This is a genomic window from Aquicella siphonis, assembly GCF_902459485.1.
GTDB classification, from domain to species: domain Bacteria; phylum Pseudomonadota; class Gammaproteobacteria; order DSM-16500; family DSM-16500; genus Aquicella; species Aquicella siphonis.
Genome location: NZ_LR699119.1, coordinates 2,322,001 through 2,341,088, shown reverse-complemented (window position 1 = coordinate 2,341,088; position 19,088 = coordinate 2,322,001). Strand labels below are relative to the sequence as shown.

The following is a 19,088-nucleotide window of genomic DNA, read 5'->3' as shown; positions in this document are numbered from 1 at the left end:
ACCCATTATTGGCTGGCCAGGATCAGGCCAAGCAGTTCACGGATGGCGATAAAAAACATGGTGTAATCAACCTGGGTGCTGCTATGCAGCATGGAAAGCAGGCGGTCCCAGCGTTCAAACGCCCGTTTATTATCATCAACCCATTTTTCAATCAGTTTGACCGCGCTCAATTCCTTTTTGTCCTTGTTCATGATGGCGACAGTCAAGGCGCGCTGGGATATATCCAGTTCATCACGCAAAGTCAGCCTGGCAAGAGTATTCCAGTGACCCTCGCGGCTGTCATTCGCGATCTGATCACGGAACCATAACAGATTGATGCGTTCGCCGCTGGCAAAATAGACTTTGGCGGTCTTGATCAGGTCAAATTTATTTTTAGTGGCCACTTCAATGATATTCAGCGAAGTATAAATCGCGCGATAAGTCGCAATGCGGCGCGCGACTTCATTGGGAAGACCTGCTTTCATGAATTTTTCGGTAATGGATTCCAGGTATTGTTTGGTGTATCCCGCCATGAGATTGGGAATCAATTCTTCCAGTGAACGAATCCTCACGGAATAATGCTCGATAAGCTGGTTTAAGTCTTCCTTGATATGATTGGTGTGTAAAAACCAGCGCGTAGAGAGGTTGATCAGGTTGCGGATATTATAAAGCATTTCATACTGATCATTCATGGGGATTTTGAAATCAAAGGATCCGATTGTTTTCTGTAATTCATGCGTTCCATAGATTCGTGATGCGACAGCATGCGCGCGGATAATTTCTTCCACCGTCGCGCCTGTTTCCATTTGCAGACGGTACACAAACGTGATGCCCATTTCATTCACAACCTGATTACTCAGTTGCGTGGCAATGATGTCGCGCTTCAATCGATGATCGTTCATCGCGCTCTGATATTTTTTTCTGATGCTGGAAGGAAACGCGGTTTCCAGGTTCATGCCCAGGAAGGCATCTTCAGGCAGCTTGCTTTGCAATATTTCATGTTTGATATGAATTTTTGTGTAAGCAAGCAGTACAGCCAGTTCCGGCCTTGTCAAGCCTATCCCTGCTGCTTTTCGCTCCACCAGTTCTTTGTCATCGGGTAAGAATTCCACGCGCCGGTTCAGTATTCCCTGGCTTTCAAGTTCCTTGATGTAATTGGTGTGCAAAGACATGTTTTTTGCCGCAGAAAAGGCGGAAATACTCATGATCAGCGCCTGGGAATAATTATCGTATAAAACAAGGTCGGCGACTTCCTGCGTCAGGGACGCGAGCAGGTCATTACGCTTTTTTTGCGAAAGTTTCCGCTTTTGGACTTCAGCATTTAAAAGGATTTTCAAATTCACTTCATGGTCTGAGCAATCGACGCCGGCTGAATTATCGATAAAGTCCGTGTTAATGAGACCGTTATTCAAGGCATATTCAACACGGCCCAGCTGAGTGAAACCCAGGTTGCCCCCTTCTCCCACCACTTTGCAGCGTAATTCGTTTCCATTGACACGGCAATAATCATTGGAGCGGTCGCCCACATCCGCCTGGCTCTCGCTGCTGGCCTTGACGTATGTGCCTATGCCGCCGTTGAACAGAAGATCGACCGGAGCCTTTAATATTGCGCGGATCAAATCTACCGGTGCGAGGGCGCTGTCCTCGACATCGAGAAGATGTTTCATTTGCGGTGTCAGGGGAATGGACTTGAGTGTGCGTTTAAAAACGCCGCCGCCCTTGGAAATCAACTTACTGTTATAGCTTTCCCAGGAAGAAGTGGGCAGATTGAATATCCTGACGCGTTCATAATACGATACTTCCGGGTCAGGGTCCGGATCAATGAAAATATGCCGGTGATCAAATGCGGCAACCAATTTGATGTGCTTGTTGTAAAGCATGCCGTTTCCAAACACGTCACCGCTCATGTCGCCTATCCCGGCCACGGTGATATTGGTTTTATCCACATCAATTTCAAGCTCGCGAAAATGGCGTTTGACAGATTCCCAGGCGCCGCGCGCGGTAATTCCCATTTTTTTATGATCATAGCCAGTCGAGCCGCCCGAGGCGAAAGCATCATTCAGCCAGAAATCATATTCCTGTGAAATCCCGTTAGCGATATCGGAAAAAGTCGCGGTGCCTTTGTCCGCGGCCACAACGAGATAAGGATCAGGGTCGTCATAACAGACAACATCGCGCGGGCGGATGAATTTCATATCCTTGATGTTATCCGTGATGTCCAGAAGGCCGCGTATGAAGGATTTGTAACACTGAATAACTTCAGCTTGTACGGTTTCGCGGGATGCGAATGGCGGAATGGCTTTCAGCACAAACCCGCCTTTCGCGCCGGATGGGACGATGACGGAATTTTTAACAACCTGTGCTTTCATCAAGCCTAAAATTTCCGTACGAAAATCTTCACGCCGGTCTGACCAGCGCAGGCCGCCGCGGGCAACTTTGGTATTGCGTAAGTGAACGCCTTCGAAGCGTGGTGAATAGACGAATATTTCATATAACGGCGTAGGCAATGGAAGATCGGGAATCACGCGCGAATTCAGTTTAATGGAAAGATAATCTGCCGGTTTGCCATCCGCGCCGATTTGATAAAAATTGGTGCGCAGCGTGGCTTTGATCAAATCCAGGTAGCGCCGGATAATTTTGTCTTCATCAAGACTGGTCACTGTCTCCAGCGTGTCCAGGATCTGTTTTTCGATTTGAGCAGGGAGATTTTTCTCCCTGGCGGTTTTGGCCGGATTATGCATGGCATTAAACAGCTTGATCAGGCTGGAAGCAATGGCGGTATTATTGACCAGGGTGTTTTCTATATAGGCCTGGCTGAAACGAAAACCCACCTGCCGCAAGTATTTCGCATAAGTACGCAATACCATGATTTCACGCCAGGATAACGAGGCTCCTAGCACGAGCTTGTTAAAGCCGTCATTCTCCGACAGGCCAAAATAGATTTTTGTGAAAGCTTCCTGGAATAACTCATTGATTTTGTCGATTTCCAGCGAGCCTTTGGAATAGATGACGGCAAAGTCGCTGATCCAGATGTTTTGCTTGTTGCTAAGAGTGACTTTATGCGGACGTTCATTATCCGTGCGTAGATTGAGGTTTTCCAGCATGGGTAAAATATCTGATAACGGTATGGGTTTTTGCCATTGAAACAAGCGCAGATGCAGGGGATTTTCCGCATTGTCGGGGGCAAAATAAAAACTGATTTCAAGCGGATTTTCGGCTGAAAGCTTTTCGATGTTATCAATATCGCTAATAGCCATGCTGACTTGATAATCATCGAGATAACTGGAGGGAAAACTCTGGGAGTATTTGTTATTGAGCGCCGTGCCTTTTTTATTCCCGTGCTTTTGAATAAGTTTGTCTTGTAACTGCTCTTTCCATGTCAGTGTCATAAATATTCCCTGTTAAAATCCTCTCTTTCATCCAATTTTCACTAAAAAGAGGGGAGTGTCAACGATTATGCAGGCAAGCGTGTGATGAATTACAACTCCTTCCAGTCATCAGAATCGATGATGCGGCCAGAAGTTTTACGCGGCCGGGACACAGTTTTGGGCGCAAAAAAACGGCTGCGTATCCAGGCGATCAAAAACAGGATGAAACCGACCAGGGCGCCAAAAAGAAACAGATAGGCCAGCAGCATGATGCCAAAGGCGAATGCAACGATGGCAACGCCGGCCAGAATGAAGGGAACAATTTGGTTAACAAGTCGCTGCATGGTTTCTGCCCTGCTGAAACTAGAATTGGTCCCAGAGTGTTTTCTGGGTTTCGGGTTTGTGAGGTGTATCACGTAAGACATAAATGCGATTGTATTTATCTATTTCCTTGCGTTGTGAAGCAGATAATTTTGTATGATTTTTGTCAAATTCGACCAAAAAATTGTCAAGTTCGCTCACATAATAACCAAGACCGAGAAACTCTCTTATATTTATCATGGTGAAAACTCCTCTATAATCAATATCAGGATGGAAGGAAAAATACCTTCGCTAGGGCTTTCATATCCATCTAAGGGAATTGAGTATACCAAATTATTCACATATTATCGCACCTTTAGTCTTTATATGGTGTGTGCCCTGGGGTGACAGGGAAGAATGGCCTCTACCTGGTAATGGAGATTCAATGAGATATGTATATTTAATTGTCAGCCTGTGGGTGATTTTTTGTCTGGCTGACCCTGCCATTGCGAAACGCAAGCATAAATCTGTCAAACAGGTACATGCCCATACAACCGTCAAGAAAAAGGCTGTTGCCAAGCAGAAACCGAAGTCCATCTATAAAAAAGTTTCTCCTTCCCATGCTGTTTCCAGCGGCACGGTTGTTTATGGCGCTTCACAGCTCGCGAGCGTGTTGACTGCGCTGATCAGGGAAAATACTTCCACGGCGGACATCGGAGTATTTGTCAAATCGATGAAATATGGCGATCCCTTGTATACACGAAACATTTATCAGCCATTAACACCCGCGAGCACCCTGAAAGTCCTGACGGCGGAAGCAGCCTTGATCTATCTGAAACCGGAATACCGTTTTTCAACCCAATTGCTGACTGATGCCAAGACCATCAAGAATGGAGTGCTGCAGGGAAATTTGTATGTCGTTTTAAGCGGGGATCCATCACTGACATACAATGATCTGGTCGATTTGATGCTGAACCTGAGAACGCAGCAAATCCAGGCCATAGCCGGAAATGTTTATATTGATAATACGGCTTACGACCAGAGTTTTTACGGCCCGGATTGGGAATGGAAAGACAAGAGCTATTGTTACGCCGCGCCTATCAGCGCAAGCATCATTAATCATAATTGTCTGCCGTTCAAGGTCTCGCCTTCCGCGGTCACAGGGCAGGCTGCGCGGGTGGAGACCTCTCCCAATCATTTCTATCCTGAAATCCGCAACAGCGTTGTCACCAAACCCAACCGAACATCCTGCTCGCTGCGTTTATCCAGCGACCTCAGCAGTGGCCTCTCGATTGACGGCTGTATGCCCAAAGGCAAGGATGCCTGGGGAGTCAGCTATGTGGTGACGGATGTTCCCGATTATAATCGCGCGCTGTTCAAAGGCGTAATGAAACAGCTGGACATCCGGGTCTATGGTACCGTGACCTTTGGATCGGCGCCTAAGAACCCGTCCATGATTGCTTATCATGCCTCGGAACCACTGTCAGACCTGATCAATGAAATGCTTAAAAAATCGGATAATGTGATTGCCGGCGCCCTGTTCAAAAAACTGGGACAATTATACACCCATCAGCCGGGAAGCTGGGCGAACGGCAGTTATGCCGTGTCACAAATTTTATCCCGGTATGCGGGAATGAATACTTCCGGTCTGCGTATTCTTGATGGCTCAGGTCTTTCTCCTTCCAACCTCACGACGCCTTCACAGCTGATGCAGGTACTGAGTTTCGCCTATCACCACGGACCCACCAATGATGCTTTTATTTCTGCCTTGCCCATTGCGGGTGTGGACGGTACGTTAAAACATCGCATGGGAAATATTGCGCGCAAGGTGAAGGCAAAAACCGGCACTATCTCAGGAGTGGTCAGCCTTGCGGGATATGTCATGGGGGCGGACAGGGAAATCCTGGCTTTTGTTATCATGATCAACGGGAACAAAGGGATGACCTGGAAGTATCGGGATATGGAAGACAAAATTGCAACCGCATTGACAAGGTTCAAACGCTAGCGATAGATACCGGTCTTTCCCGCATGTGCAGGGTGCTGCTTCCGATGTCTCGTTCAACGGCTGATGTTGTTCAGCGAGCGATTTCTATTTTCCCATATACGCCATTAATAGGACGGCGAGCAAAGTGAGTCCGGATCCTCCCAGGAAATATTCTGCTTTTATTTTCCATTCGCGCCGTTTTATTTCCTCAGTCTGGGAGTTCGCGGCCTCTTGCCGGAAGCGTAATTTTTCCTGTTGATGTTTGGTTTCCTTGAGCACTTCAAATATCAACGTAGGCAGCTCAGGCAGTTGCTCGGATAATAATGGAAGGTTATCACGGATACGGCGTATGAATGCCTTGCCCCCTACCTGTTTTTTCAGCCATTTTTCAATTTGCGGAGACGCTGACGCCCACAGGTCGAGATCCGGGGCCAGCTGACGGCTCAATCCTTCTATGCTTAACAGGGATTTTTGCAGCAAGACCAGTTGCGGCTGAATGTTAATGTGAAAACGACGCGCTACCTGGAACAAACGCATCAGCAGCTGACCAAATGATATGTCACGCAAGGGTTGTTCAAAAATGGGCTCAGAGACTGACCGGATTGCGCCCTCAAACTGATCAATGCGGGTATCCGGCGGAAGCCAGCCGCAAGCGATATGCAGTTCTGCGACGCGCTGGTAATCTCGCTTGAAGAACGCAATCATGTTTTCTGCGAGATAACGCTGGTCATTGTGGTTAAGCGATCCCACGATTCCAAAATCAACGGCGATATAAGTGGGATTTTCCGGATCCTTGTCCGAGACAAAAATATTGCCCGGATGCAGGTCGGCATGGAAAAAACTGTCACGGAAGACTTGCGTAAAGAAAATTTCCACTCCGCGCTCGGCCAGTTTGGTCATGTTGACGCCGGCCCGCTTCAACCTGTCTATGTCATGTATGGGGATGCCGTGTATGCGTTCCATGACTAACACGCTGGCGCGGGTGTACTCCCAGAATATTTTCGGAATGTACAAGATGTCAGAGTCGGAAAAGTTACGGCGCAATTGAGAGGCGTTTGCGCCTTCCCGGGTTAAATCCAGTTCGTCATAAAGTGTTTGCGCGACTTCTGAAACGAGCTGCCGAGGCTTGAAATGGCGTGCGTTGAACCAGTAGCGCTCGGCGATCCTGGCGAGCGCCATCAGAAGATCAATGTCGCGGTCTATGATTTTTTTGATATTAGGCCTTAAAACCTTTACCACGACTGATGTGCCGTCAAGCAGTTTTGCCGCGTGGACTTGAGCTATGGAAGCGGACGCCAGTGCTTTCAATTCAAAGTCGGAGAATAAATCGTGAATATTCGCTTCCAGTGAAGTTTCAACGATTTGTTTGGCTTTGACGCCTGCGAAAGGGGGAACGCGATCCTGAAGTTTGGATAATTCCATGGCGATATCATCTGGCAGAAGATCACGCCGCGTAGAGATGATCTGGCCCGCTTTGACAAAAATCGGTCCGAGTTCTTCGATCGCGAGGCGCATGCGCTCGCCGCGCGTCAGTTTGTTTTTTAACGCCCAGTAATAGGGATTAAAGTACACAAAGAAGCGCAGAGGATAAAACCAGTGGGTGCCCAGCACAATTTCATCGATGTTGTAGCGCATTAAAATGAAATTAATGCGAATCAGACGCATTAAGCGAGTAAAAACTTTCACTGGACATCCTCTTTCTTGCTAATAATGGATTGCAGGTGAAGTATGCTTGCTTCGGCACGATCCACGTCCATGCGAATGGCGTCGATCTCGGAAAAAAAATCCTGCAAGGCTTCGCGCGCCGGCAGCCATTTTGCCTCTTCATGAATATATCCATTAATATCCATGGCCAGGTTGTCTTGCGTGTCTTTTAGCCAGGACTGAACGCGGTTCATCAAGCGGCCGGCGTGATAAGCCGGGGCATCGCCAATCAGGCGGGACAGGTGTTCTTCCCAGTCGATCTGAAGGTGGTCAAACAACTCAATGACTTGCTGTCCCAGCTCGGCATTGCCTTCGATCACGACATCTTCCGCGAAAAAGCGCTGGCGGTTTTCCTGGTTGAGCATGATGCCCAGCATTTGCAAGGGTGTTCCGCGCAGCCTGGTTTCAGCAGCCTGATTTTCGCCGGTGTGAAGATGGATGGCGGTGTCATCGAAGGTGCATTGAAAAACAAAGTGCAGCGGGAGCAGTTCAATGGAAATACATTTGCCGTGCATTTTTTTTATCCGCTTCCTGGAGTCAGGATCCAGATCAAGGCAGGCATTCATGGCCCGGGAAAGAAAGTTCAGAAAGGTCTGATTCATGGTTAATATTTATATCCCTTATGCACAGCCACGATACCATCACACAAATTATAGTATTCCACGTCTTCAAATCCTGCTTCATGCATCATGGCTTTCAGCGCATCCTGGTTGGGGTGCATGCGAATGGATTCGACCAGATATTGGTAACTGTCACGATCATTTGTCACCAGCGCGCCCAGCCTGGGGATGATATTAAAAGAATACAAATCATAGAGCTTATTCAGCAACGGGGTTTGAGGGTGTGAGAATTCCAGTATGAGTAATTTGCCGCCTGGTTTAAGAACCCGGTGCATGGATTTCATCGCGGTTACCTTGTCAGTGACATTGCGCAGGCCGAATGCAATGGTCACGCAGTCGAAATAATGATCCACAAAGGGAAGATTTTCCGCATCTGCTTGAATGAAATCAATATTTCCCATGACCCCCGCATCTTCCAGGCGCTCGCGCCCTACTTGCAGCATGGCTTCATTGATATCGGTCATGACTACCCTGCCCTTGCTGCCTACCACTCTGGCCAAAGCCTTGGCCAGATCGCCTGTGCCGGACGCCACATCAAGAACCTGGTCGCCGGGGCGCAGGGCGGCCTGCTCAATCGCAAAACGCTTCCACAACCGGTGCATGCCCAAAGACATCAAGTCGTTCATTAAATCATATTTGGGCGCGACAGAACGAAAGACTTCAGCGACCAGCGCCGCTTTTTCATTCTTCGGCACTTCACGGTAGCCAAAATGAGTGGTTTTTCTTTCAAAATCAGAAGGCATAAGCTGGCTCGGATATCGTTAAAGAGAAGTATTATACTCGATTATTTGTTTATTTATCATACTAATTGTGCGGTTTAAATGTTGAATGCCTGCCCATGAGTCATGCTAGTATATAGATATGACTAAAGACTTGGCTAGGGAGCAGGGACAATGTGGCGTGAATGGATAAGCTTGTTCTCGGTATTTACAGTAATATTTCTTCTCGTGAATTTCATGAACTCGACTTCCTCGCTGGCTCAGCCTGAATCGTCAACTATTTTGAATCCGCCGCCTTCCGGATTGGCGCCCAAATCCATGCAGTGTTATGGCTCCGCGACGATTAGTTCGGCAACTTGGCGGAACAGTACCCAGTGCGCGCCATTGACGGATACAACGCATACATCAGATTGTAATTCGGGTGAAGTCGTGACGGCGGTCAAGTGGGATGCTGACTGGACTAGTACCGTGGATTGTAGTGTTAAATGCGCAACTGTTTCTACGCCGCAATCGAATTGCCAATGGAGATAAGGATATGAGAAAAGCAACCCGCTATGGCTTTTTTATCATGGCGTTTCAGTCGTTAATCGTGACAAGCCATCTTTGCCATGCCCAGGGGGTGGGTATTTATGAGCCGCTTCCAGCGGGAGTGCAAGGTTCCACGCCTTCTTCTCAGCCCGCCGCATCGGCCGGAGCGAAAACAACGAGCAGCATGCCCTTACCGCTCTCGGATGAGTTATCCAAACAAACCGGATGCAAGCCGGAAGGCGATGCGAAATGCAGCTTAAGCGTGTCTAAAGCAGCCGAATTTTTGAAATTCGCCCGCCAATGTGAATCCTTAAAAGGATGGTTAATTAGTTATTCACCTTCCAAGTACATGTTGTTTACTATCGTAGGCGGAGCGGTCATCAAAGGTTGTCAGGTGACCGTGGATATGAGCGAAGTGACCGAACAGCCGGAGAAAAAAACCTGTACTCTCACGCCGGAGCAGCTGCAGGGAATGACGAACGATGATGCGATCAAGGCTGCGGAAGCCTATGACGCCAATCCGGTTAATAACAATCAGCTTGCCGCCATTGGGAAGCCCATGATGGATTGCATAGGTCCTCTTAACAAGGTCACGATCCGGCTTGAATCTGCTCCGTCTGAAACCCCGTCTACTCAAACAACTCAATGATGGGCGTTAACAGTATCCAAAAGATCAGGACAGTATTTTCAAACGGCATTCATTACCTGGAAAATTCAAACATTCCGGGAGTCAATTTTTTTCTCTCAGGGTTGTTTGCGGTCATATTGCGAAATTTCCTCGAATCTTTTTCCCAGCGTTCGGGTAATTATTTTGACCTGTCAGCCGTCAGATTTGCCTGGGTTTTTTCTCATTTTACACTCTCGTATCTTGCCTTGGCTCTTGTCTACATTCTCATCCTGTATTACGCGACGAAAACAAAAATAGAAAAAATCATGCGGGTCGTTTTTCCTGGAATGATTGTATTGATTGTTGCGCCACTGGTTGACTTGATAACATCCGGAGGAAGGGGGCATGACATACTCTATTTTTTGCCTGCTCAACCGGTCGATCTTCTGAAAAATTTTTTCACGTACTGCAGTGATTATCCCGGTATCACTCTCGGCATTCGGGTGGAAGTGCTTATCATTCTGACAGGATGTTTTTTATATTTTCTGGCAAAAGGAAAAAGCATTGTTTTGAGTCTGGCTTATACCCTGCTGGCTTATTCATGCAATTTCATCATGGCGTGTTCGCCTATCATTATCTATCAATTTCTCACGGTATCCGGATTTTCCTATCAGTATTCAACTTCATATATGATTAATTTTTACAGTCTGCTGATTTTGGTGCTGTCGATCTGGATAGCCTGGCTCGCGGATAAAACATTATTTACAGTATTCATCAGGGACAGCAGGTTTTTCAGGGTTTTGCATTACCAGTTGATGCTGTGGTTTGGTTTTTTGCTGGGATTATTGAGCGCGGATCAATCCGCGGCGGCCGCATGGCGTACGCATGGCGCAATGCTGCTTGATATGATTTTTTCCATGGCCGCCATTTGTTTCGCGGCGATTTTTACCATTGTATTTAATAACATATCGGATCGCGAAATCGACAGGATTAATTGTCCCGAGCGCCCCCTGATAAACGATACGGTCAATCTGAAGGTCTATGAGAAAATCGGATACGGCGCGCTGTTCGCGGCCATATATTTTTCCGCGCTGGCTGGCGTAAAAGCCTTGTTTGTTATTTTACTGGTGTCAGGATTGTATTATCTATACTCAATGCCGCCGCTGCGTGTTAAACGTGTCTTTCTCTTGTCAAAACTGGTTATTTCAGGCAGCTCTCTGGCGCTGGTCATACTGGGTTATGTGATTGCGGCCGATACGCTGCGGCAATTTCCAGCGCTGCTTTATCCCATTTTTTTAATTGGTGTTACGCTGTCGGCTAACATCATTGATCTGAAGGACGTGAAAGGCGATTCGGCGTTTTACATTAAAACCCTGCCGGTTGTTGTGGGCGAAACGAAAGCAAGAATGATTATAGGATTGTCTTTTTTATTGACATATCTGGCTTTGTGTTTGGCGTTTCATTCGGCATTTTTTACTTTTGCCCTGGCTGCGGCAGGTTGCATGCAGTTTTATCTCATTAACCAAAAGCACTGCCAGGAGTGGAAGCCTATTCTCCTGCATTTGGGAAGCATGTTTATCGTGCTGAGTTATTGCTTATGGAAGCTTGCCGTCTAGTCTCCGATATTTTCTGAAAATGCCTCAATGCCTGTAGAGCCAGTGCGGTCGTAACAACATCTTCGTGATCATAGGCAACCCAGATCAAAAGGGGGCTGTCATGACCGGCATACATCCAGATGGGATGATCGGTTGACCAGGCGCCGTATTGGTTTTGTGAAGAAATCAGATAACGGATTCCGCGCATCAGGGTTGTGCTGTTGGCGTAGCCGCAAACCAGCATTGAATTCAAGGCGAGCGCGGTCTCATACGCATTACCAGGAGATCCCCACGAACCATCTTTATTCTGAGCGGCAGCGATGAAATCAAGCGCGCGGCTGACTGCGGACGGATATCGCTTGGACGCGCAAAATAATTTAAGATTCAGGTAGGTCGCGTAGTATTTTCCAGGATAAAAATATCCTTCCCAGTAACCTTGCGGGGATTGGAATTTTAGCAGTAAATCATAATTGATCCTGTCATCTTTCCGTAGCTGGTGAAAGACTTGAAAAATGTTTGCGTTTACCTCAGGGTGAATGCCGGTATTGTTGGCTTCGGAAGCGAAGGTGGCCGGCCTGGCATCCGCGGAAGTGACGAGAGTGGTGTACGCATTTTCAGCAGATTTATAAAATACCTGTAAATCATTTATATTGACAGGTTGTCCTAGCTGCAACAGTAAAAGCAGGGCGTTGCTCGTGTCATCGGAATCAATCAGTACGCTGCCGTTATATCCCCACAGCCAGCGTGTATTCTTTCTTTTAAGATTGACCAGCGCAGCTATGTTTTGCCGCATGGAAGGAGATAACCGGGCGCTCATGGCTTGATAGACAATATTAAGTACCAGTAATTCACCTGAATTGGATACCGGGCAAGGCTTGCTGCCTATGGCATGGCATGACAAGTGATATTTGCGCTGATCCAGTTTGTCTTGTATGAATGTTTCAGCGTGCAGGATTGAAGAAGAAACCTTGGCGGCAGGGGGTGGGGTAACGGCCGCGGCGGATGTCTTGACGGTAAAGAGTGCAAGGGTAATAACGAAGAGCCATTGTTTGACAATCATGTATGCGCTTGAACCCATTTCAATCCTCAGCTTGCTGTGTCGGATGTGTTAGACCGGTTTTTTCCGGTGGTTATTTATAACATATAAGCGCTGCGCCTAGAAACCTGTCCGCCTTGCTCTAGAGAATATTCTGGCCATGGTCTTTTCAAAACGATATGATGATTGTTCGTAACCTGCTTGATGTCATATTGCATGTACTGTTCTTAAAAATAACGGATCATTCAGGGAAGGCAAATGATAATGCGAAATCTTGAAATTGACCGACTGAGAGCCATAGCTGTAACTCTTATCATCTATGCTCATTATGCAAGAATCTATTTTCCCTGGATTATTTCTCCGGACATCAGGTTTCTGTCTTCCATGGCGGACATTTTTTTTGTTATCTCCGGATATGTCATCTCTGCCATTCTGATTGACCAGGTCGACAGCCTGAAGCCAAAAGCCTCCGAGCTGGCGGTGTTTGTGAAAGGATTCTTTCTGAGAAGAATTTACCGTATTTATCCATCTGCCTGGGTAGTGATTGCAGCCGTTATTCTCCTCAGTATGTTTTACAATCAGAACGGATTATTTTCCACTCCCTGGAAAAACATGGAAGCGGCCGTTTATATTTTTACCTATACTTTTAATTATTTTTTAGTGTCGCAATATCATGATCTTGTATTGGCGCCGTATTGGACGCTCATGATTGAAGAACAGTTTTATCTGTTTTTTCCGTTTTTTATCCTGTTGACCAAAAACAATCGTCAGCGCCTGGCTATACTCGCTGTCCTGTTGCTCGCAATCACGCTGGTCATTCGTCCTTTGACTATGCATTACTACCCTGTTAGCGGATTGTTTTTCACGCAGACTCGTTGTGACGGCTTTATCTACGGATTTTTCATTTATTATATTATGAAGCAACCCTGGATCGGCGCAATTAAGCCTGCCGCCACAGGGGCTAAATTGTTCAGAATGCTCATGGTCGCAATTTTCCTGTTCGTCATGGCGGCCGTAACCATTTTCGACATATCCGTCAGCGTCATGATTCCTGTTGGCGCTTTCATGGCATTTCTGCTGGTGTTTGCGGCATCATTTAACAGCCAGATAATTGTTTTCCCCTATCCTTTGCAATGGTTGCTGGATATTATTGGCTCCCGCTCCTATAGTCTGTATCTTATTCACGTGCCCATGATTCTGGCTGCGAAAGAATTATCAGACCGTATATTTCGGCATGATCCGCAATGGCAAATCAGCGGCAACATCATGGCTGTGATATTTATCGTGGTGGCTGGGGAGGTTCTGTACCGGCTGGTCGAAAGGCCGACCCTGTTAAAAGGCAAGGCCTTGTCTCTAAAAATGAATGAAGCCTTTAAGACGGCTCGTCATAATCCGGATCTTCCCGACCTGGAATATGTAAAAGAATCCAGGTAGTTTTTATGCGGTTTGTTCAATGGCGTTGACTGATTTTTACCCGCGAGTGCTTAATGATATGGATAAATATGAAATTGTATCCCGCGATTTGACGTTTGACTTTTCAGGCGCCGCCAGACCATGGCTGAACCAGGATGCTTATCTGACTCACATGTTCAATGCGTCCTCTCTGTTTTTGCCATATGTGGAGGGATTTGTGAATTATGCCGTTCATAATGCCATGCAGAGTGTGGAAGATAAAAAACTTTTGGCCGATTGCAGGCAGTTTATCCAACAGGAAACCCTGCATGCGCGCGAACATGTGAAATATAACGGCGTCCTGGGCTTTTATGGTTTTTCATGTTCCGATATCGTTCAATCCATTAAAAACAAATTAAAGCGGATAAGAATGAAATGGACAATTCTGTCTGTGTTAGGTGCGGCGGCGGGATTTGAATGTTTTACCGCGATCATCAGCCAGGTTGTGCTGGAAGAGGGATTGTTAAACCAGGCGGATGAAAATTTAAAGCGTTTCTGGCGCTGGCATATGACGGAAGAGCTGGAGCACAAGACGGTGTTAATGGATTTATACCATTATCTGGGCGGAGGATATTTTAGAAGAATATCAATATTGACACTGGTATTGATTGGTTATTGCTGCTACGGCATGAGAATTTATTTCAATTTATTGCGTGTGGGTCATTTATCGCGCTGGAAAGGGCTGGCTTGTATTTGCGGAAAAAAGTCTTTTTTCCGCAAAAGCCTGATACAGGCTTTTAGATGTTATCATTACCGTTATCATCCGCGCTTAATGAGGACCGATCATCTGAGGGCGGAGGATTTTTCAGCATAAGCCTCTTGCAGTGACGGCTCGCATTATTGCCTGACCAGGCGCAGATTTTCCATGGCCGGGATGAAGTAATTCGCGCGGTAAGGGTTGATATCCAGTCCGCCGCGGCGGGTATAGCGCGCATACACCAGCAGCCTGTCGGGCTGGCACCGGCGGAGAATATCCATGAAGATGCGCTCCACGCATTGTTCGTGGAATTCATCATGATTGCGGAAAGAAACAATGTACCGCAGCAAGCCCGCATGGTTGATTTTTTTGCCGGTATACGTGATTTGCACGCTGCCCCAGTCCGGCTGGCCGGTGACCAGGCAGTTTGATTTGAGCAGGTCTGAATAAAGTGTTTCAGTCACAATATCATTTTCAGTATCCAGGTATTCTGGCCGGGTGTGGTAAGTGTCGCATTCAATGTCCATCTCATCCAGGCAAGTTCCGCTAAATTGCCGGGCAATTTGGTCTGAAGCCAGTGCGAGTGGAATCAGTCTCACGCCAACGGATGCGCCTGCGGCACTGGAGAGATCCTTGCCCAGGGTTTTTTCAACCATGGCGATGGATTCGAAAGAAGTGTTGTTCAGGGAATTCAGATAAAGCTTGAAAGACTTGGATTCAACCAGGCGGGGCGAATCACAGGGAAAAATAAATTCCGCCGCGGCTACCGCCGGTTTGCCTTTCTGGTTCAGCCAGGATACTTCGAAGGCATTCCAGATGTCCTGTCCCTGAAATGGCAGTGCTCCGGTTATTCCTATCTCTTCACGCTTGGATTGCCGGGGAATGGGAAATAATAAATCAGGCTGGTAGGTTGAAATGTAACCGGATGATTTTCCCAATGGGGCGTTTGTTAGTTCAGCATGGATTTGTTTCATGACAATGCTCTGGCCTCTGTTTTTTCTCCGCGCCGCAATATCTCACCCGCTAGAGCGAGATATGCGAGAGCGCCTTGTGATTTTTCATCATAGTGCAGGACTGCCGCGCCATGACTGGGTGCTTCCGCCAGGCGCACGTTGCGCGGAATGACTGTGCGGTATACGCGTTCGGGAAAATGTTCCAGTAATTGTGAAGACACATCCAGCGCCAGCCGGTTGCGGCCGTCGTACATGGTGCGCAGCAACCCTTCGATATGCAGGGAGGGATTGATGGTATTGCGGATTTGTTCGACGGTATTCAGCAGACCGCTTAAGCCTTCCAGGGCGAAATATTCGCATTGAATGGGGATGAGGACAGAATCCGCAGCGACCAGCGCATTGACTGTCAAAATGCTGAGAGAGGGCGGACAATCAATCAGAATATAATCATATTGTCCTTTCACAGGCTCGAGAATGGATTTCAGGCGTAATTCCCGCTGCGGCAGCTGCAAGAGTGACATTTCAGCCACGATGAGTTCCTGGTTGGTGGCTAGAAGGTCGAAGCCGCCATTTGTTTTGACCAGCGCATCCTGTATGCAAGCCTGATTGCACAATACCTGATCGGATGAATACCGGACTTGTGTTTTATTTACTCCGCTGCCAACCGTGGCATTCCCTTGCGGATCCAGATCAATCAGCATGACTTTGCGTTTCATTGCGGCAAATGAAGCCGCGAGATTGATGCTGGTGGTGGTTTTGCCCACGCCGCCTTTCTGATTGGTGATCGCAATAATTTTTCCCACAGTAATCCCTCTTAATGTTCAAGCGTCAGCCAGACAATGTGGCGTTCTATGTCTATTCCTTTGATGTCTAACCGCGTCACTCCGCGCGTGTGAAAGGACGCAGGGACATCGTTCAACTCGTCCAGCGGATACTTTCCTTTCATGGCAATCAGTCTGCCGCGCGGGCAAAGCAAATGCCGTGTTGTATCCGCAAACAGCCGTATCGTACCGAAGGCACGTGAAAGAATACTATCAAAACACTGCGCCGGATGAAATTCCTCGCTGCGCGAGTGGACAACTTCGACATTGCTTAATCCCAGTTCGGCGACGGCCTGGATCAAAAATCGCGTCTTTTTCCCGTTCTTGTCCAGTAATACCCATTGCTGCTCAGGATGGACTATCGCAAGCGGTAATCCTGGCAGCCCGGCTCCCGTGCCTACATCCAGCATGCGTTTGCCCTGAAGATAGGGCTGAACCGCCAGGCTGTCGATTAAATGCAGATAAACCATTTCGCGCGTAGCAGTGATGGTGGTTAGATTGAAGACCCGATTCCAGTGCAGCATCAGTTCCAGGTAGCGTATGAGCTGGCCGCGCCGGGACTCGGAAATGTTCAGCTGGTTTTCTTCCAGCGCCTGGTTCAATAGTCCTTTGAATCTCTGTGTTGAGTCTTTCATGCGGGCCTGGGTTTCATCTTGAGCAAGGATGAGGCTGTCTGCAAGAATGTCATTTTAAACCGCCTTGCGTTTCTTGAGATGAACCAATAATAATGAAATCGCGGCGGGGGTAATGCCCGGGATGCGTGCGGCCATGCCAACGGTCGCGGGCCGCCCCTGCCTAAGCTTTTGCCTCACTTCATTGGAAAGGCCGACGATTTCCCCATAATCCAGGTCATCAGGCAGGCGCAAGGTTTCCTGCCGCATCAGGCGCGCGATTTCTTCTTCCTGCCGGTCAATATAACCGGCGTATTTGGCCTGGATTTCAATTTGCTCAGCGGCTTTTTCATCCGCGATGCTGGGACCCAGCTCTTCTATGCCGGCAAGGTCGCGGTAAGAGACGGCCGGCCTGCGCAAGAGTTCCATCAAGCGGTATTCACGGGTCAGCGGTTGTTCCAGCAAGGGTTCGATTTTTTTCGCCGCCGGTGTGTCCGGGCGAATGAATGTGGATTGAAGACGCTGTGATTCGGCAGTAATGAGTTCACGCTTGGCGGCAAACTGCTGCCAGCGGTCTTCATCCACCAGGCCGAGTTCGCGGGCTTTAGGCGTCAGGCGCAAGTCTGCATTATCTTCCCTCAATAGCAGCCGGTATTCCGCGCGGCTGGTAAACATGCGATAAGGTTCCTGTGTGCCGCGCGTGATCAAGTCATCGATTAATACGCCTATGTAGGCTTCATCCCGCCGCGGAGTCCAGGGCTCCTGGTCTTGCACGAGCCGCGCGGCATTAATGCCGGCGATAATACCTTGCGCTCCTGCTTCCTCATATCCGGTCGTGCCGTTGATTTGTCCGGCAAAAAACAGGCCGTGGATAGCGCGTGTTTCCAGCGAGGGTTTCAAATCACGCGGATCGAAATAATCATATTCTATGGCATAACCCGGCCGGGTTATGTGAGCTTGTTCAAAACCGCGTATGGAGCGCACGAATTCGATTTGAGTCGAAAATGGCAGGCTGGTGGAAATACCGTTGGGATAAAGTTCATGTGTCGTCAATCCCTCGGGTTCCACGAATATCTGATGGGAAGATTTGTCAGCGAAACGGGTGATCTTATCTTCTATCGAGGGACAATAGCGCGGCCCCACACCTTCGATGACCCCCGTATAAATGGGTGATTCAGACAAGCCGCTGCGGATATGATCATGGGTTTTTTCGTTGGTGTGGGTAATGTAACAGCATACTTGCCGGGGGTGTTCCTCCACTTGGCCCATGAAGGAAAATACGGGAGTGGGCGTGTCACCCGCCTGTTTTTCCATGACACTGAAGTCTACGGTGCGGCCGTCAATTCGCGGCGGAGTTCCGGTTTTCAGGCGGTTAACGCGAAATGGCAGATCGCGCAGCCGCGCAGCCAGGGTTTTCGCGGGCGGGTCGCCTGCCCTGCCTGCTTCATATTGATTAAGTCCGATATGGATTTTGCCGGCAAGAAAAGTTCCGGCTGTCAGAATCACAGTCCTGGCGTGGATTTTCAGTCCCATTTGTGTGACCACACCCGCTACTTTGTCTTGCTCAATGAGGATATCATCCGCGGCCTGTTGAAACAGAATCAGGTTGGGTTGGTTTTCCAGGGTGTGGCGAATGGCTTGCTTATACAAGATGCGGTCTGCCTGGGCACGGGTTGCGCGTACCGCCGGGCCTTTGCTCGCGTTCAGGATGCGAAAATGAATTCCGGCCTGATCAATCGCGCGTGCCATGGCGCCTCCCAATGCATCGATTTCCTTTACCAGATGGCCTTTTCCTATGCCGCCTATCGCGGGATTGCATGACATTTGGCCCAGGGTTTCAATGTTGTGACTGAGCAGCAGGGTCTTCGCACCCAGACGGGCGGCTGCCAGGGCGGCTTCAGTGCCCGCATGGCCGCCGCCAACGACAATCACATCAAAACATTTTCTCAAATCGATCATGGATCCGCCGCCTCGCGAATAATGGGTCTGTTTGCCGGATGGTGAGAGAATTTATCATACTTGATGACAGACAACATGCCTGTCATCCAAAAACTTTGTTTTTCGAGTAATAAACGCCAGAATTGTATAATATTTGCCCGCATATGAAAAGCGCC

At 48.2% G+C, this 19,088-nt stretch carries 16 protein-coding genes; 5 read left to right on the top strand and 11 right to left on the bottom strand.

The genetic code is table 11. The features are described 5' to 3' along the window. Positions 1-5: 5 nt before the first annotated feature. The 3 genes from AQULUS_RS10835 to AQULUS_RS10825 form a co-directional block, all read right to left on the bottom strand. The gene (locus tag AQULUS_RS10835) at positions 6-3,368 is read right to left on the bottom strand and encodes an NAD-glutamate dehydrogenase (protein WP_148340156.1); all 3,363 of its coding nucleotides are present in this window, start codon (positions 3,366-3,368) and stop codon (positions 6-8) included. Between the two features lie 89 nt (positions 3,369-3,457). Continuing rightward, positions 3,458-3,691 carry a hypothetical protein gene (locus AQULUS_RS10830; protein WP_148340155.1) on the bottom strand — a complete coding sequence of 78 codons (234 nt, stop codon included), beginning with the start codon at positions 3,689-3,691 and terminating at the stop codon, positions 3,458-3,460. Between the two features lie 19 nt (positions 3,692-3,710). Continuing rightward, positions 3,711-3,908 carry a CBU_0585 family protein gene (locus AQULUS_RS10825; RefSeq protein WP_148340154.1) on the bottom strand — a complete coding sequence of 66 codons (198 nt, stop codon included), beginning with the start codon at positions 3,906-3,908 and terminating at the stop codon, positions 3,711-3,713. A gap of 184 nt (positions 3,909-4,092) precedes the next feature. Here AQULUS_RS10825 and dacB point away from each other — a divergent pair, with 184 nt between their 5' ends. Beyond that, positions 4,093-5,652: a D-alanyl-D-alanine carboxypeptidase/D-alanyl-D-alanine endopeptidase gene (dacB, locus tag AQULUS_RS10820; protein ID WP_148340153.1), complete on the top strand. Its 1,560-nt coding sequence runs from the start codon at positions 4,093-4,095 to the stop codon at positions 5,650-5,652. 84 nt (positions 5,653-5,736) lie between these two features. Here the strand turns inward: dacB and ubiB are convergent, their stop codons facing one another. From ubiB to ubiE, 3 genes are read right to left on the bottom strand one after another with little or no spacing between them, the layout of a single operon-like run. Continuing rightward, positions 5,737-7,317: a ubiquinone biosynthesis regulatory protein kinase UbiB gene (gene ubiB, locus AQULUS_RS10815; RefSeq protein WP_197737320.1), complete on the bottom strand. Its 1,581-nt coding sequence runs from the start codon at positions 7,315-7,317 to the stop codon at positions 5,737-5,739. Continuing rightward, positions 7,314-7,937: a ubiquinone biosynthesis accessory factor UbiJ gene (locus AQULUS_RS10810; RefSeq protein WP_148340152.1), complete on the bottom strand. Its 624-nt coding sequence runs from the start codon at positions 7,935-7,937 to the stop codon at positions 7,314-7,316. The genes ubiB and AQULUS_RS10810 overlap by 4 nt, the downstream gene beginning before the upstream one ends. A gap of 2 nt (positions 7,938-7,939) precedes the next feature. After that, positions 7,940-8,698, bottom strand: a complete 759-nt coding sequence (gene ubiE, locus AQULUS_RS10805; RefSeq protein WP_148340151.1) for a bifunctional demethylmenaquinone methyltransferase/2-methoxy-6-polyprenyl-1,4-benzoquinol methylase UbiE — start codon at positions 8,696-8,698, stop codon at positions 7,940-7,942. Between the two features lie 511 nt (positions 8,699-9,209). On the opposite strand from ubiE, the gene AQULUS_RS10800 reads away from it, so the two are divergent. Continuing rightward, positions 9,210-9,851 carry a hypothetical protein gene (locus AQULUS_RS10800; RefSeq protein ID WP_148340150.1) on the top strand — a complete coding sequence of 214 codons (642 nt, stop codon included), beginning with the start codon at positions 9,210-9,212 and terminating at the stop codon, positions 9,849-9,851. Beyond that, positions 9,848-11,425 (top strand): UbiA family prenyltransferase, encoded by a 1,578-nt coding sequence (locus AQULUS_RS10795; protein ID WP_148340149.1) that lies wholly within the window; start codon positions 9,848-9,850, stop codon positions 11,423-11,425. The genes AQULUS_RS10800 and AQULUS_RS10795 overlap by 4 nt, the downstream gene beginning before the upstream one ends. Here AQULUS_RS10795 and AQULUS_RS10790 read toward each other — a convergent pair. Then, the gene (locus AQULUS_RS10790) at positions 11,385-12,482 is read right to left on the bottom strand and encodes a prenyltransferase/squalene oxidase repeat-containing protein (RefSeq protein WP_148340148.1); all 1,098 of its coding nucleotides are present in this window, start codon (positions 12,480-12,482) and stop codon (positions 11,385-11,387) included. The two genes, AQULUS_RS10795 and AQULUS_RS10790, sit on opposite strands and share 41 nt — an antisense overlap. 216 nt (positions 12,483-12,698) lie before the next feature. Here AQULUS_RS10790 and AQULUS_RS10785 point away from each other — a divergent pair, with 216 nt between their 5' ends. Both AQULUS_RS10785 and AQULUS_RS10780 read left to right on the top strand, forming a co-directional pair. Beyond that, positions 12,699-13,874: an acyltransferase family protein gene (locus tag AQULUS_RS10785; protein WP_148340147.1), complete on the top strand. Its 1,176-nt coding sequence runs from the start codon at positions 12,699-12,701 to the stop codon at positions 13,872-13,874. Between the two features lie 58 nt (positions 13,875-13,932). Beyond that, positions 13,933-14,706, top strand: coding sequence for a metal-dependent hydrolase (locus tag AQULUS_RS10780; protein WP_172622840.1), 774 nt, complete (start codon positions 13,933-13,935; stop codon positions 14,704-14,706). Between the two features lie 23 nt (positions 14,707-14,729). Here AQULUS_RS10780 and queF read toward each other — a convergent pair whose 3' ends face one another. Genes queF through mnmG form a run of 4 tightly spaced genes read right to left on the bottom strand, consistent with a single transcriptional unit; the run spans position 14,730 to position 18,933 of the window. Beyond that, the gene (gene queF, locus AQULUS_RS10775) at positions 14,730-15,563 is read right to left on the bottom strand and encodes an NADPH-dependent 7-cyano-7-deazaguanine reductase QueF (protein ID WP_148340145.1); all 834 of its coding nucleotides are present in this window, start codon (positions 15,561-15,563) and stop codon (positions 14,730-14,732) included. Beyond that, positions 15,560-16,345 carry a ParA family protein gene (locus AQULUS_RS10770; RefSeq protein WP_148340144.1) on the bottom strand — a complete coding sequence of 262 codons (786 nt, stop codon included), beginning with the start codon at positions 16,343-16,345 and terminating at the stop codon, positions 15,560-15,562. The genes queF and AQULUS_RS10770 overlap by 4 nt, the downstream gene beginning before the upstream one ends. Positions 16,346-16,356: 11 nt before the next feature. Next, positions 16,357-16,998 (bottom strand): 16S rRNA (guanine(527)-N(7))-methyltransferase RsmG, encoded by a 642-nt coding sequence (gene rsmG, locus AQULUS_RS10765; protein WP_148340143.1) that lies wholly within the window; start codon positions 16,996-16,998, stop codon positions 16,357-16,359. Positions 16,999-17,052: 54 nt separating this feature from the next. After that, on the bottom strand, positions 17,053-18,933 hold the full coding sequence (gene mnmG, locus AQULUS_RS10760) for a tRNA uridine-5-carboxymethylaminomethyl(34) synthesis enzyme MnmG (RefSeq protein ID WP_148340142.1): 1,881 nt from the start codon (positions 18,931-18,933) through the stop codon (positions 17,053-17,055). Positions 18,934-19,088: the final 155 nt, after the last annotated feature.